Origin of the sequence: Streptomyces griseosporeus (assembly GCF_014656055.1) — a bacterium.
GTDB lineage: Bacteria > Actinomycetota > Actinomycetes > Streptomycetales > Streptomycetaceae > Streptomyces > Streptomyces griseosporeus.
In genome coordinates, this window is sequence record NZ_BNBR01000004.1 from 710,982 (window position 1) to 725,923 (window position 14,942).

The following is a 14,942-nucleotide window of genomic DNA, read 5'->3' on the forward strand; positions in this document are numbered from 1 at the left end:
GTGCCGTGGGGGAGGTGGCACTTACCGTACTCGCAGGTCCGGCCGCGTCCAGGGGCAGCGCGGCAGCGCACGCGCCAGCTCCACCAGCCCGCTGGTGCCGGGGACCTCCGTCGCGTGCAGCCGGTACGGGCTCGGCGCGTCCAGCGGCTGCTCGTGCGCGGTGGCCCTGCGGGTGGCGGCGGCCAGCATCGCGGCCTCCGCGTCGATCCGGGCCTGGTGCGGAGAACGCCCGGCGCGCAACGCCTCGTCGAGGGCCCGCGTGCGGACGTCCTCGTCGAAGTACGGCGCCAGCGCGAGCAGCGCGTCGTGGATGGACACCTCCCGCCAGCGCAGCCGCTCCTGCGGCAGCCACCACCAGGCCGTCCTCGGCTGCGGCGCGGTGGAGGCGAAACGCACCGCGGACCACAGCGGCCCCAGCTCCCGGTGGTCGCCGAGACTCCGCCACTGCGCCACCGCCGCCGGCAGCAGCCTCGGCAGCACGAACCCGGCCGAGCAGATCAGCGCGGCGAGGGACGCCATCGGCGGGGCCACGGACGTGGACAGGAAGTCCAGGTCGTGCCCGGTCCAACGGGCCACGACCGCCGCGTACTTCGCCGCCTGGAAGCCCAGCAGATCCAGCAGCGCACCGGCCAGGATCAGCCGCAGCCCGGTCCGCAGCAGCCCGGTGACCGCGCGCCCCCACTTCACGCACACCGCGCACATCGCGAGCATGGCCGCGCTGTGCCCCAGCAGGTAGAGCAGGATCATCTCCCGCAGACCGGGCGTGGTCGCGTAGTAGGTGTCGAGGTCGGTGAGCCGCTCGGTGCGGGCGTCGCCGAGGGCGAACAGCACGACGATCGCCACGATCACCGCCCCGTAGGCGGCGACGCAGCGCAGCACCAGCCGGCGCACCTGTTCCCGGGGGCCGCCACGCCAGTTGACCAGCAGGATGAGCAGCGAGCAGCTGTACGCCGAGAGCATGCCGTACGTCAGCGGCGCACCGAAGTTGGGGATGCCCGTCAGGTCGTTGACCGTGGACAGCGTCAGCGGGGCCGCGCACACGAAGACGAGGGCGCCGAGGACGATCGCCGCGCAGGTGGAGACGGTCAGCGGGTCGCGCTGGGCGGTGCCCGGCCGCCGCCGGAAGAGCAGGACGGAGGAGAACCCGAAGACACAGGCCGCGAGATAGACCACGACGCTCATACCGGACGCACCTCGTTCACGCCGTTCACCCCGTTCGCCGCGTCGGCCCCGCGCAGCCGCCGGCGCAGGTCGGCGACGAGCGCGGACCCCCGCAGCGCGTCCGCGACGGCCACCAGGTCCACCGGGCCGGCCCCCGGGACACCGGACAGCCGCGGGAGCAGGCCGGCCTCGCGGGACGCCTCCGCGCCGACGGCTCCGAGAGCACCGGTCGTGGCGGCCGTTCCGCTGGTGCCGAGGACACCGGTGACGCCGACGCCAGCGGCCGCATCCGCGCCCTGCGCGCCGACCGGACCCGAGGACCCGGTACGCGCCGGCGCCGGCCACGCGGGGCCCCGTTCGCCGTCCCGGCGTTCGCCGTCGCGCAGGGCCGCCTCCGTGATGACCGCCGCCCAGGCCGTGGCCTCGGCCCGGGCCGGGTCGGCGGTCGCGCGCAGGGCGGCCTCGTGGGTCTCGGCGTACAGCAGCGGGTCCCAGGTGCCGTCCAGGTAGCCGAGCGCGTTCTGCACGCTGGTCTGGCGCCACATCAGCCGGGCGTGCGGGACGGACCAGCGCGGCCGGGGCAGCCGCAGGGCGTGCCGGGTCAGGACGCCGTCCAGTTCACGCTCCAGCGGCGCGAGACGCGCGTACGCCCGCCGGGCCCGGTGCCGCTCCGCGAGCCGCGGGCCGGTCAGCGGGACGAGGATGCCGACCGAGGTGAGCAGCGCGCCCAGCCCGGCCGCCGCCGGGGAGACGTTCGTGTCCAGCGCCGCCCAGTCCCGCCCGGACCAGCGGGCGGACACCGCGACGAGCTTGGCCGCGCTGAAGCCCGCGTTGCACAGCGTGCCCACGCCCAGCACGAGCAGGCCCGCGCGCAGCCATCCGGTCACCTGCCTCGCCCAGCCGAGCGCGGAGACCATCGTGACCGTGGCGGCGGTGAGGTGCGCGACCAGGTACAGCACGATCATCTCGGCGATGAACGGCGTCCTCGCGTAGTAGGTGTCCAGGTCGGTACGGCGCTCCACGGGCGCGTCGCCCAGCGTGAACGCCACCGCGATGCCGAGGATCACGCCCGCGTACGCGACGATCCAGCGGCGCGCGACCCGCCGTACCCCGGCCCCGCCCCGCCAGCGCACGATGAGCACCTGGGAGGCGGCGCCGTAGGCGGTGATCGCCGCGTAGGTGAGCGGCGCGGCGAGGTTCGGCACGCCGCTGAGCCGGTTCACCGCGCCGATGGTGGGCGGCGCGCCGAGGAAGAAGCACAGGCCGGCGAGGCACAGCACCGCGCAGATGGCCCGCAGGTACGGGTCGTGCCGGTGCCGGACCAGGTCCGGTGCCTTGACGGCCAGGCCGAGCCACAGCACGCCGCAGCTGACGTAGTTGGTCAGGCCGTTCATCGTCGTGTCCCCCGGTAGTTGAGCGCGGCCCCGATCCGCCCGGCGAGGTCCTGGGGGCCGTCGGTGCCGGCGGCGAACACCGAGTCGGGGGACGCCTCCAGCCAGGCCCGCAGCCGGCGGCCCATCAGCATGCCGAAACGGTCCGCCTCCTGTTCCTCGTCGAGGGTGAAGTCGGTGCGGGCGGCGACCGGGCGGGGCACGGCCGCGGCGGCCGGCGGCGACGGGGCGGGCTCCTCGTCGGCCCGGCGGTTCATGTGCCACACCTCGTGACAGAAGATCACGATCTGGTGCCACACCGCCGCCCGCCGGTCGACGACCACGATGTCCTGCCCCTCGCGCGCGAGCCACAGCCCGCTCGCCGTGTGCGGGGGGAAGACCTCGCGCTGGACGGTGACCTCGTGGCCGCGCCAGGCGGTCACGGAGTCGACGAGTGCGGCGAACAGCGTCTCCGGGTCCGTCGGGAGAGGTACTCGTATGGGGTCGATGAGGGCGTCGGCGAGCCGACGCATCTCCTTGCTCGTACGCCACGTACGCACTGTTCTCGGCACCGTCCTGATGTGCTCGTGGGGGGCATCTGTGCACTATCCCAAGGACCGGGGGGCCGCACTAGGCCCCTTGTGACGGGCCGGCCCCTGGCCGGGCGCCGGATCGAGGTCGGTGCCGCGGGCCATGGCGCGGGTGCGCACCTCCTGGAGGACGTCGGGGCGGCGCAGTGCCCGGGAGACCGCGCCGATCTCCCGGAGCAACCCGGCGGGGTCGACGCCCGTGCCGCCGGCGGCGGGGGCCGGTCCGTCGGGCCGTCCGCGGCGGCCGCCGGCGGCGTCCAGCAGGGTCACCGCCGCCGCGAGCGCCCGGGCCCGCTCCGGCGGGTGGCCGAGGGCGAGCGCGGCGTCCAGGGCCGCGCAGCGCAGGTCCTCGTCGAGGTCGCGGGCGAGCGGCAGCAGCACGTCGCGGATGAACGTCTCGCGCCGTACGAGCCGCAGCTCGGGCGCGGCCCGCAGTTCGAACGGCACCCCGGAACCGTGCACGGACCGCAGCAGCAGGTAGAGCGGGCGCAGTTCGCGGTGGGCGTGCCGGACCCGCCACCGTTCCCGCAGGTACTGCCCGAGGTGCGGCAGGATGAAGCCGACCGCGAGCAGCACGGCGGACAGCCCGGCGACCGGCGGTGCCGCGTCGGTGCTCAGCCGGTCGAGGTCGTGGCCGGTCCACCGGGCGCCCACGGCGGTCAGCTTGGCGGCGTCGAAGACGAGGTTGAGCGCGTAGCCGCCGGCGAGGAAGACCAGCCCCCAGCGCAGCCAGCCGTCGAGGCCGTCGGTGCGCACCCAGTTCCAGGTGAGCCGGTAGGTGAACAGCACGGCCACGCAGTGCGCGAGCAGGTAGAGCACGATCAGCTCGCGCATGAACGGCGTCGTGGCGTAGTAGGTGTCCAGGTCCCGCAGCCGCTCCACGGGCGCGTCGGCGAGCGCGAACAGCACCCACAGCGCGACGATGACGGCCGCGTAGGCGGTGACGACCAGGCGCCGGGCGCGGCGGGTGGCCGCCGAGTGCCCGGCCGGGCCGTTGCGCCAGGCGATGGTGAGCAGCAGGCAGGACGCGCAGAACGCGGTGAGCAGCGAGTACACCAGCGGGGCGGCGAAGTTGGGGATGCCGGTGACCCGGTTGGCCCAGGCGATCGTGGACGGCGCGACGCACACGAACACCGCGCACGCCAGCAGGAGCAGTCCGCCGACGGCCCGCAGCAGCGGGTCCTTCCACAGGCGCAGGATGGTGGGCAGTTTGACGGCGAGTGCGCAGCCCAGGACGAGCGTCGGGACCCACCAGAACGAGGTGTAGAAGTCGGTGACGAACGCCGACGGAGTGAGCGCCAGCCCTGCCAACCCGCCTCCTTCCTCCGCCGCGAGGTGCTCCGAGCGTACGGGGCCGAACGTGTCCGCGTCACTTTTCGGATCCGGCCCGCAAGTTCGTGCACGACCCATTGACGGGCACGCGCGGGCACCTTACGGTCCCGTTCGAAGTTACGAGCGCCATCCGAAATATCGAACGTCCATGTCCGAGTCGAACGTCCATGTCCGAGTCATACGTGGGCCGCAGATCCAGCACCGTTTCGAACAGTAAGGGCAGGCAATGGGACGACCTGGCCTGAATCGCAGGCACCTTCTGGCCACGGCGGGCGGCCTGGCCGTCGCGGGCAGCTTCGGCTTCGCCGCCCTCGGCACGGGCGCCGACGCCCTCGCCTCCTCCGCACGCACCCGCGTCCGCTACTGGAACCTCTTCAGCGGCGGCGACGGCGCCAACATGATCGCGATGCTGGACGCCTTCCGTAAGGAGACCCCCGGCATCGACGTGAAGGACTCCACCCTCCAGTGGGGCAACCCCTTCTACACCAAGCTGGCGATGGCCGCCGCCGGCAACCGCGCCCCCGAACTCGGCGTCATGCACCTCGGCCGGGTCGCGGGCTTCTCCCCGGGGCGGCTCCTCGACCCCTGGGACATGGACCTCCTCGCCAAGTACGGCGTACGGCAGGAGGACTACCACCCCGCGCTGTGGAACCGCGGCGTCATCGACGGCAAGCTCTACGCCCTGCCGCTCGACATCCACGTCCAGCTCTGCTTCTACCGCAAGGACGTGCTCCGCAAGGCCGGCCTGCTCGGCGACGACGGCCGGATGATCCCCGTCACCTCCACCACCGAGTGGTTCGACGTCCTGAAGAAGGCCCGGCAGGCCCAGAAGAAGGGCCTGCAGACGATCGGCCTGTGGACCAACGACCAGAACTTCCAGTGGTGGTTCTTCGTCGCCTTCTACACCCAGCTCGGCGGCACGTGGTTCGACGACGCCAACACAGACGTCACCTTCGACGCCGACAAGGCCACCCAGGTCCTGGAGTTCCTCCGGCGGCACGTCACCGACGGCTACGTCATCCCCGGCGCGCCCACCGGCGAACAGTTCATCAACGGCGCCCCCTTCACCTGGGAGGGCAACTGGTCCGTGCCGGTCTTCTCCGGCGCGAAGCTCGACTACGGCGCCACCCCGCTGCCGCCCGTCTTCGGCAGGCAGGCCACCCACGCCGAGTCCCACTCCTTCGTCCTGCCTCACCAGGCCGGCCGCGGCGGAGCGCCCAACGAGGCCGCCCACCGCCTCGCCGCCTACATCGTCCGCCACGCCCAGCAGTGGGCGGCCGGCGGCCACATCCCGGCGTACACCCCGACCCTGTCCACCGACGCGTACAAGAAGCTCACCCCGCAGAACGAGTACGTCCAGGCCATGGACCACCAGGCCACCGAACCCAAGGTGTGGTTCGCGGGCTCCACCGGCATCCTCGCCCAGGACCTCGGCCCGATCGTCGTCTCCTCGACCATGGGCTCCGCCAGGCCGGACGCCGCCGCACGGCGCATGAAGGACCGGCTCGCCACACTCCTCGCCTCGAAGAACCCGATGGACGGCCAGACCGCCGCGCAGGGAGGTGCGGTCGCATGACGACCAGCGCTCAGACCGTCATCGCCCCGGCCCGGGCCCGCACCGCCACGGCCACCGCGACCGTCCGCCGAAAGGAGGGCTTCCAGCACGGCGGCTGGTTCGTCGCCCCCTTCGTCGCCCTGTTCGCCCTCTTCGTGATCTGGCCGCTGCTGCGCGGCATCTGGCTCAGCTTCACCGACGCCAACATCTCCGGCGAGGGCGCGAGCTTCATCGGCCTCGACAACTACCGCGAGGCTCTCGACGACCCGATGATGTGGGACTCGCTGGGCCACAGCGCGTACTTCACCCTCCTCGTCGTGCCCTGCATCACCGTCCTCGCCTTCCTGCTCGCGATGCTCGCCCACCACATCGAACGCGGGAAATGGATCTGGCGGCTGTGCTTCTTCGCCCCGTTCCTGCTGCCGTCCACCGTCGCCGCCAACATGTGGCAGTGGCTGTTCACCCAGGGCATCGGCCTGTTCAACGAGACCCTCGGCATCGACACACCTTGGCTGACCGACAAGTCGTACGCCATGCTCGCCGTCGTCATCGAGACCCTGTGGTGGACGGTCGGCTTCAGCTTCCTGCTCTACCTGGCCGCCCTCCAGGGCATCCCCGCCCATCTGTACGAGGCGGCCAAGCTGGACGGCGCCAATGCCTGGCACCGCATGGTCCACATCACCCTGCCGATGCTGCGCACCATCACCGGCCTGGTCGTCGCGCTCCAGGTCCTCGCCTCGCTGCAACTGTTCGACCAGGCCGTCGTGATGATGGACTTCGGCCCCGGACCGGAGCTGAGCACCCGCTCCTTCGTTCAATACACCCTCGAACAGGGCTTCACCAGCTACCGCGTGGGCTACGCCTCCGCCGTCTCCATCATCTTCTTCGTGATCATCGCAGTCGTCGCCCTGGCGCGGATGTGGCTGCTGCGCACCCGTGAGGAGGCCACCCGATGAGCAGCACCCAGATCCGGCTCACCACCCGGACCCGCAGGCCCTGGACGCCCAGCCAGATCGTCCTGACCGCGCTCGGCGCCGTCGTCTCCGCCGTCTTCGTCGCGCCCGTCGCCGCCGCCCTGTTCACCTCGTTCAAGTCCGAGGCCGAGGCGGCCGAGATCCCGCCGCACTGGCTGCCCCAGGACTGGACGGGCCAGGCGTGGCAGGCCCTCTTCGAGACGGGCAACATCACCGACTGGTTCGTGAACTCGCTCGTCGTCTCGGTCTGCGTGACCACCGTCGTGCTGCTGGTCAGCGCCCTCGCCGGATACGGCTTCGCCCGCACCGAGTTCCGCGGCAAGTCCGTCCTCATGGGCGTCGTCATGTCCGGCCTGATGATCTCCCCGGCCGTCCTCGGCGTCCCGCTGTTCACCACCGTGCAGCAGATGGGGATGGTCGACACCTACTGGGGCATGATCCTGCCGCAGTGCGCGCCCGCCGCGATGGTCTACATCCTCTACAAGTTCTTCCAGGGCATCCCCCGCGAACTCGAAGAGGCCGCCTTCATCGACGGCGCCGGCCGCTGGCGGGTCTTCTTCACGATCATCCTGCCGCTGTCCCGGCCCTCCCTCGCCGCGGTCGGCATCTTCACCTTCATCGCCAGCTGGAACAACTTCCTCTGGCCGTACATGGTGACCAACAACCCCGACCTGATGACCATGCCGAACGGCATCGCGACCGTCATGAACTCCTACGGCATCCAGTGGGCCCAGCTCATGGCCGGCGGTCTGATGGCCGGACTGCCGCTGATCATCGTCTTCGTCTTCTTCCAGCGCCAGATCGTGGCGGGTGTCGCACACACCGGATTGGCAGGCCAGTGACCATGCGCACCACCCTCACGGCCGCGGCCACGGCCACCCTCATCGCCCTCACGCCCCACGCAGCCCAGGCGGCCGAGAGCTACCCCGACCCCCGCCCGATCACCGGCCAGGAGATCATCCACGACCCGACGGTGATCCGCCTCAAGTCCGGCGGCTACGCGGCCTACTCCACCGGCGGCGTCATCGGCGCCCGCCTGTCCACGGACGGCAGCCACTGGTCCGACGCCGGCAACGCCTTCGCCGAGCCCCCGGCCTGGTGGTACGAGTACAACGACACCGGCGACCCCTGGGCGCCGGACATCTCCTATCGCGACGGCGCGTACTGGCTGTACTACGGGGTTTCGTCATGGGGCACCAACCACTCGGCGATCGGCGTGGCCACCTCGCGGACCGGCCTGCCGGGCACCTGGACCGACCACGGCAAGGTCTTCACCTCCGAACGCACCGACCCCTGGAACGCCATCGACCCGGCCGTCGTCACGTCCCAGGGCCGGCTCTGGATGACCTTCGGCTCCTACTGGACCGGTATCCGCATGGTCGAGCTGGACCCGGAGACGGGCAAGGCCCTGCCGAACGCGACCGTCCACCACCTGGCGACCCGTCCCGACGCCCCGTACGCGATCGAAGGCCCGTACATCGTCAAGCACGGCCGCTACTACTACCTCTTCGCCTCCTACGACGCCTGCTGCTCGGGTGCCGACTCCACCTACAAGATCAAGGTGGGCCGCTCCACCTCCGTGACGGGCCCCTACACCGACAGCACGGGCAAGCCCCTCCTGGAGGGCGGCGGCGACCTCCTCCTCGCCGGCCACGGCCGCTACGTCGGCACCGGCGGCGAGTCGGTCTTCCGCGACCGGGGCCAGGACTGGCTGGCGTACCACTACTACGACGCGGACGACAACGGCACCCCGAAGCTGGGACTGAACAGGCTGAGCTGGAAAACGGGCTGGCCGGAACCGACCTAGGGGCGCGGGGCTGCATTGAATATGCGGCTCCGCCGCGTGAGCGCGACCAGACACGAACCACCCGCACATGCCGACGATTCACAAGCCACCCACCTCGAAAGGCGAACATGCGCACCGCCCGCTTCACCCTGGACCCCGCCTTCACCGTCGCCCAGGTCAACCCCCGCCTCTTCGGCTCCTTCGTCGAACACCTCGGCCGCTGCGTCTACACAGGCATCTTCGAACCCGGCCACCCCACCGCCGACGAGGCGGGCCTGCGCCAGGACGTCCTCGACCTGGTGCGCGAACTCGGCGTCACCGCCATCCGCTACCCCGGCGGCAACTTCGTCTCCGGCTACAAGTGGGAGGACTCCGTCGGCCCGGTCGAGGAGCGCCCCCGCCGCCTCGACCTGGCCTGGCGCTCCACGGAGACGAACCGTTTCGGCCTCTCGGAGTACATCGCCTTCCTGAAGAAGGTCGGCCCCCAGGCCGAGCCGATGATGGCGGTCAACCTCGGCACCCGCGGTGTCGCCGAGGCCCTGGAACTCCAGGAGTACGCCAACCACCCCTCCGGCACGGCCCTCTCGGACCTCCGCGTCGCCCACGGCGACAAGGACCCCTTCGGCATCCGCCTGTGGTGCCTCGGCAACGAGATGGACGGCCCCTGGCAGACCGGCCACAAGACGGCGGAGGAGTACGGCCGCATCGCCGCCGAGACGGCCCGCGCGATGCGCCAGATCGACCCCGGCGTCGAGCTGGTCGCCTGCGGCAGCTCCGGCCAGTCGATGCCGACCTTCGCCGAATGGGAGGCGACGGTCCTCGCCGAGACGTACGACCTGGTCGACTACATCTCCCTGCACGCCTACTACGAGCCCCTCGACGGCGACGTCGACTCCTTCCTCGCCTCCGCCGTGGACATGGAGTCGTTCATCGAGAACGTCGTCGCCACCTGCGACCACGTCGGGGCCCGTCTGAAGTCGAAGAAGAAGATCAACCTCTCCTTCGACGAGTGGAACGTCTGGTACCTCTCCCGCACCGAGGCCGAGGTCAGCGCCCTCGACTGGCCGGAGGCCCCGCGCCTGCTGGAGGACAACTACAGCGTCACCGACGCCGTGGTCTTCGGCTCGCTCCTCATCGCGCTGCTCCGGCACGCCGACCGCGTCACCGTGGCCTGCCTGGCCCAGCTGGTGAACGTCATCGCCCCGATCATGACCGAGCCGGGCGGCCCGGCCTGGCGGCAGACGACGTTCTTCCCCTTCGCGCAGGCCAGCCGGTACGGCCGCGGCGAGGTGCTGGACGTGCGGGTGGACTCGCCGACGTACGAGACGAAGAAGTACGGCGAGGCCGACCTGCTGCACGCCACCGCGGTCCGCGCCGAGGACGGCACGGTCACCGTCTTCGCGGTGAACCGCGGCCGCGCCGAGGCGCTGCCCCTGGAGGTGGCCCTCAACGGCCTCGGCCTCACCCGGGTCGTCGAGCACAGCGCCCTGGCCGACGCCGACCCGGACGCCCGGAACACCCTCGCCGAGCCCGAGCGGGTCGTCCCGCACGCGGTCGAGGGCACGAAGGTCACGGACGGCCGGCTCACCGCCGTACTGGAGCCGCTGTCCTGGAACGTGATCCGGCTGGCCTGACCCGGGGCTCCTCCACAATGGGCGCATGAGGATCTCGGCACGGGCGGACTACGCGGTACGGGCGGTACTGGAACTGGCCGTACGGCAGGGCGGCGGCGACCCCGTGAAGGCGGAGGCGATCGCCGCCGCCCAGGGCATCCCGCACAAGTTCCTCGAAGGGATCCTCGGCGACCTGCGCCGCGGCGGCATCGTGGACAGCCGCCGCGGCGGGGGCGGCGGCTACCGCCTCGCCCGTGACGCGTCCGCGATCACCGTCGCGGACGTCATCCGGGCGGTCGACGGCCCGATCGTCTCGGTCCGCGGCGAACGCCCGACGGCCCTGACGTACCAGGGCACGGCCGAACCCCTCCTGCCGCTGTGGATCGCCCTGCGCGCGAACGTCCGCAGGATCCTGGAGGGCGTCACCGTCGCCGACATCGCCGCGGACGCCCTCCCGGAACCGGTACGCCGCCTGGCGGCGGAACCGACGGCGTGGGAGAACCCGTAGCGACGCGGGCCGGTCAGCCGCGTCCGGCGCGCCTCAGCTCCCGCTCGACGGCCTGCACGCCTTCCCCGAGCGTCACCTTCTCCAGGCTGTCGTCCTCGTGCCGCCCGAACCGCTCGCCCTCGGCGAAGTCGTCGGTGGTGACCGTCTGCCCGCACCACTCGCCCTGCCCGACGACATGCCCGTCGAAGGGTACGACCCCGCCCTCGCCGATCCCCCGCCACGCGCCCCCGTCCCGGCGCAGGGCGAGGACGTACACGTGCCCGACCTCGATGCGCGGGGCGTCGCCGGTGACCTGAGGGACGAGCGCGCCGCCGGAACGCGGCTCCTTCCAGCCGGGAGCCGCCACGTCGACGGAGTCGCCGACGGCCGGATGACCGCGCAGCCGGGACTCGAAGAGCACGGACTCGCGCACGAGCGTCACGGTCCGCCGCACGTCGTACCGGTACGCCCCCACGGCCAGCTTCTCCCGCCCGCTCTCCCGCTCCCGCACGGCCCGCCCCACGACCACCACGTCGGCGTTCTCCACCCAGTCCCGGGCGCTCTCGGACGGCCACCGGTTGGCGGGCAGCCCGCACCCGTTGACGGTGTCGAGCCCGGACCACCCGACGACGACACCGGCGACCACGCCGGCGGCGGCGAGGGCGGCGAGGAGGATGCGCTGTCTGCTGACCATCGGATGATCTTGCTGCCCGGGCCCGTCGCACCTCCGTGGCGGAAGCCACACGTCCGGTCACAGGCCTGTCACAGCAGCGGGGAGTCGTGAGTGAACGACGGCAAGTGAATGGCCGGAGCGCGACCTTCACAGAAAGCGCACACCGCCCGCACAGTCCCATCGAACGCTTCAACACCCCCCACCGAACGGACGGTTGACCATGCCTGCCGGCCTTCTCCTGAGCGGAGCGCTCGCCGCGCTGCTCACCACCGCACTGCCGTCGTCCTCGCCGGTCTTCACCGACCCGCCCCCCGACAAGATCGTCATCAAGGTCGCCACGGTGAACGGCTCCGGCTGTCCCCAGGGCACGACGGCGGTGGCGGTCTCCGAGGACAACACCGCCTTCACCGTGACCTACAGCGACTACCTCGCCCAGGCGGGCGGGAACTCCGACCCCACGGCCTTCCGCAAGAACTGCCAGCTCAGCCTGGTCGTCCACGTCCCCGGCGGCTTCACGTACGCCATCGCCAGCGCGGACTACCGCGGCTTCGCGTCCCTGCAGCAGGGCGCGACGGCGGCGCAGAGGGCCTCCTACTACTTCCAGGGCTCCTCCCAGACCGCCTACCGCAACCACCCCCTCTCCGGCCCCTACAACGACAACTGGCAGGCCACGGACGAGACGGACTGGGCCCAACTGGTCTGGGCCCCCTGCGGAGTCCAGCGCAACTTCAACATCAACACGGAGCTGAGAGTCAACGCGGGCACGTCGGCCCCCGGCAAGGTCAGCTTCATGACGATGGACTCGACGGACGGCGACATCAGCACGGTGTACCACCTGGCATGGAAGGAGTGCGCACCGAAGGGAACGTCGGCTGGCTGAGTTGCCGTGGGGCCGCTCGCTTCTGGGCGATTGTCGTGCTGGAGCAGGGTGAGTCAAGGGCGCTCCACTCCGCTTGCGCTGCGTTCCGCGTCGCCTGACGGCGATCGGCCTGCCGGCCGCCCCTTGACACACCCCGCTCCAGCACGGGGGAGAAGCGAGCGAGCGGCCGGAGGGGAGCGGGGGGCCCGACCCCTTCGGGCCCTTGGCGGCGTTGACCTGTGGCTGTGGGCTGGGGGACGCGGTCGCGCCTCGCCTGCACGCCGGGACGGCTTGGCGGCTGACGGCCGGTGGTGGGTGGTGGGCCACCTTCGGGAGGGCTGATTGGCGGGAACCTTGCATGCGTGGGCCCTTGGGTCCGGGTGCGGGGCGGCGCACATGGAAGCTTCGTGCCGATAGCCGCCGATGGGCCCACCGGCCGTCAGCCGCCAAGCCTTCCCGGCGTGCTTGTGAGGTGCGGGCGCGCACACCTGCCACCGGCCGTCAGCCGCTAAGCCTTCCCGGCGTGCTGGCGAGGCGCGAGCGCGCATCCCTTACCGGCGGTGACTAGGCAGTGCCGGTAAGGGTGGGCTTGGCTCGGCCACCCGCTTTCCGGGCCGTCCGCTCGCTTCTTCCCCGTGCTGGAGCGGGCCGAGTCAAGGGTGGCCCGGAGGGCCATCGCCGCAGGCGACGCGGAGCGCCCTTTACTCGGGTCGCGGAAGCACGACACTGGCCGAGAAGCGGGCGGCCCGCGAACGCCGTGACACATGGGCGCGTTCCCGGGAGGGACTTCGGGCTGCGGCTGCTGGGAGGTCGTGGACCGCGTGCCGGGGCCCGGTAAGGCCGTCCGGGCCCAACTTCTGTTCGTGCGTGAACCATTGACGCGCAAGGGGTTCGATTCTACGGTCCCGTCCGATGACGCGACCGCTGTTCGATACCGCGAACAGAATCATCCCCACTGAAGGAGCGTCCCCCCATGAGCCGCACCGCCCTCAACAGGTCCCTGCTCGCCCTCCCCGCCGCAGTCCTCCTCGCCCTCGTGCCGACGACCGCCTCGGCCTACCCGAACCCCGGCACCGTCACCGGTGCCACCACCATCCACGACCCGTCCATGGTCCGTACCTCCAGCGGCCGTTACCTGCTGTACGGCACCGGCGGCGGGCTCTCCTACCGCACCTCCACCGACCGGATCGCCTTCAGCTCCGGCGCCGACGCGTTCTCGACCAGGCCCGGCTGGTGGGCGTCGTACAACACCGAGGCCTGGGCGCCGGACATCTCGTACCACGGCGGCAAGTACCTGATGTACTACGCCGTCTCCAAGTTCGGGTACAACACCTCGGCGATCGGGCTGGCCGGGTCCACCACCGGGCTGCCGGGCTCGTGGACGGACTACGGCATCGTCTACACCTCCACCACCTCCAGCGACTACAACGCCATCGACCCGAACCTCTTCGTCGACGACGACGGCAAGTGGTGGCTGTCCTTCGGCAGTTGGTGGACCGGCATCAAGATGATCCGCATCGATCCGGCCACCGGGAAGCAGTACGCCGGCAACACCACCCGGTACTCCCTCGCCTCCCGGCCCACCGGCACCAAGGCCGTCGAGGCGCCCTTCATCGTCAAGCGCAACGGCTACTACTACCTCTTCGCCTCGTACGACACCTGCTGCGCCGGCACCAGCTCCACCTACAAGGTCAAGGTCGGCCGCGCCACCAGCGTCACCGGGCCGTACTACGACAAGAACGGCGTCGCCCTGATGAACAACGGGGGGACCGCGGTGCTGGAGTCCCACGGCAGTGTCATCGGGCCCGGCGGGCAGTCGATCATGAAGGACGGCGACGGGGACCTGATCGTCTACCACTACTACGACGGCAACGACAACGGCACCCCTAAGCTCGGCATCAACCTGCTCAACTGGAGCAGCGGCTGGCCCGTCGCCTACTGAGGTGAAGAGGGCAAGGGGTGAGTGGAGGGCGGAGGGCGTGGAGGCGCTGGTCGAGTGGGCGCGGGACGCCCTGCGCGGTGGTACGGACGAGGTCGGTGTGTGCGTCGACCTGACCCGGCAGACCGGTGACGTCCGTACCGCCGCCCTCGCCACCTGTCTCGCCCTCGGCCTCGCGCGCGAGGAGGCGGAGCGGCGGCTGGACGCCGACGAGGCCGCGCTGCTCGTCGCGGAGTGCGTTCCCGGCGACGAGGAGGGCGTCGTCCTCCTTCTGCAGGCCGGGGGCCTCTTCGTCGTCGACCGGCGGCTCGGCCCGCGCGAGGAGCGGGTCCGGGAGCTGCTGGGCGCGGCGATCGCGGCCTACGGCAGGGGCGTGCCGAGCGGGTTCGCGGTCAGCCTCTCCCGGTGGCTGCGCGGCGGACAGCTCAGCCGGGCCTACCTCCAGCTCGCCTCCGACCGGCGGCGGGTCAGAGCCGACGGCGACCCGGCCGCGTACTGGGCGGCGCTCGTCGAGGCCGGGGAACTGCTGCCGGACGGCGACGGCATCGAGCCGGCCCGCGCCCACTGCCGGCGGATGGCCGCACAGCACGCGGCGCGCTGACC

14 protein-coding genes are annotated in these 14,942 nt (G+C 71.6%); 9 read left to right on the forward strand and 5 right to left on the reverse strand.

The genetic code is table 11. The annotated features are described in order from the left end of the window. Positions 1–21: 21 nt before the first annotated feature. The 4 genes from IE308_RS22150 to IE308_RS22165 form a co-directional block, all read right to left on the reverse strand. Entirely contained in the window at positions 22–1,182 is a 1,161-nt protein-coding gene (locus IE308_RS22150) for an MAB_1171c family putative transporter (protein WP_190219261.1), read from the reverse strand. Next, entirely contained in the window at positions 1,179–2,555 is a 1,377-nt protein-coding gene (locus tag IE308_RS22155; protein WP_229908991.1) for an MAB_1171c family putative transporter, read from the reverse strand. Before IE308_RS22155 ends, IE308_RS22150 begins: the two co-directional genes overlap by 4 nt. Further along, positions 2,552–3,064, reverse strand: coding sequence for a toxin (locus tag IE308_RS22160; protein WP_110627991.1), 513 nt, complete (start codon positions 3,062–3,064; stop codon positions 2,552–2,554). The genes IE308_RS22155 and IE308_RS22160 overlap by 4 nt, the downstream gene beginning before the upstream one ends. Positions 3,065–3,136: 72 nt before the next feature. Then, complete coding sequence (locus IE308_RS22165; RefSeq protein ID WP_229908992.1) at positions 3,137–4,432, reverse strand: MAB_1171c family putative transporter; 1,296 nt, start codon at positions 4,430–4,432, stop codon at positions 3,137–3,139. Between the two features lie 247 nt (positions 4,433–4,679). On the opposite strand from IE308_RS22165, the gene IE308_RS22170 reads away from it, so the two are divergent. The 6 genes from IE308_RS22170 to IE308_RS22195 all read left to right on the forward strand — a co-directional run bounded on the left by IE308_RS22170 (position 4,680) and on the right by IE308_RS22195 (position 10,889). Beyond that, complete coding sequence (locus IE308_RS22170) at positions 4,680–6,029, forward strand: extracellular solute-binding protein (RefSeq protein ID WP_190219262.1); 1,350 nt, start codon at positions 4,680–4,682, stop codon at positions 6,027–6,029. Beyond that, positions 6,026–6,964, forward strand: coding sequence for a carbohydrate ABC transporter permease (locus tag IE308_RS22175; protein WP_190219263.1), 939 nt, complete (start codon positions 6,026–6,028; stop codon positions 6,962–6,964). Before IE308_RS22170 ends, IE308_RS22175 begins: the two co-directional genes overlap by 4 nt. After that, positions 6,961–7,824 (forward strand): carbohydrate ABC transporter permease, encoded by an 864-nt coding sequence (locus IE308_RS22180; protein WP_190219264.1) that lies wholly within the window; start codon positions 6,961–6,963, stop codon positions 7,822–7,824. Before IE308_RS22175 ends, IE308_RS22180 begins: the two co-directional genes overlap by 4 nt. Before the next feature lie 2 nt (positions 7,825–7,826). Beyond that, positions 7,827–8,789, forward strand: a complete 963-nt coding sequence (locus IE308_RS22185; protein ID WP_190219265.1) for an arabinan endo-1,5-alpha-L-arabinosidase — start codon at positions 7,827–7,829, stop codon at positions 8,787–8,789. 107 nt (positions 8,790–8,896) lie between these two features. After that, positions 8,897–10,402, forward strand: a complete 1,506-nt coding sequence (arfA, locus tag IE308_RS22190) for an arabinosylfuranosidase ArfA (RefSeq protein WP_190219266.1) — start codon at positions 8,897–8,899, stop codon at positions 10,400–10,402. Positions 10,403–10,427: 25 nt separating this feature from the next. Next, entirely contained in the window at positions 10,428–10,889 is a 462-nt protein-coding gene (locus tag IE308_RS22195) for an RrF2 family transcriptional regulator (protein ID WP_190219267.1), read from the forward strand. Positions 10,890–10,902: 13 nt separating this feature from the next. Here IE308_RS22195 and IE308_RS22200 read toward each other — a convergent pair whose 3' ends face one another. Continuing rightward, positions 10,903–11,562, reverse strand: a complete 660-nt coding sequence (locus tag IE308_RS22200) for a hypothetical protein (protein WP_190219268.1) — start codon at positions 11,560–11,562, stop codon at positions 10,903–10,905. 199 nt (positions 11,563–11,761) lie between these two features. Here IE308_RS22200 and IE308_RS22205 point away from each other — a divergent pair, with 199 nt between their 5' ends. The 3 genes from IE308_RS22205 (at position 11,762) to IE308_RS22215 (ending at position 14,940) form a co-directional block, all read left to right on the forward strand. Next, a complete protein-coding gene (locus tag IE308_RS22205) occupies positions 11,762–12,421 on the forward strand; it encodes a DUF4360 domain-containing protein (protein ID WP_190219269.1) in 660 nt (219 codons plus the stop codon). A 952-nt stretch (positions 12,422–13,373) separates the two neighbouring features. Further along, entirely contained in the window at positions 13,374–14,342 is a 969-nt protein-coding gene (locus IE308_RS22210; RefSeq protein ID WP_190219270.1) for an arabinan endo-1,5-alpha-L-arabinosidase, read from the forward strand. A 37-nt stretch (positions 14,343–14,379) separates the two neighbouring features. Beyond that, positions 14,380–14,940, forward strand: coding sequence for a hypothetical protein (locus IE308_RS22215; protein ID WP_190219271.1), 561 nt, complete (start codon positions 14,380–14,382; stop codon positions 14,938–14,940). Positions 14,941–14,942: the final 2 nt, after the last annotated feature.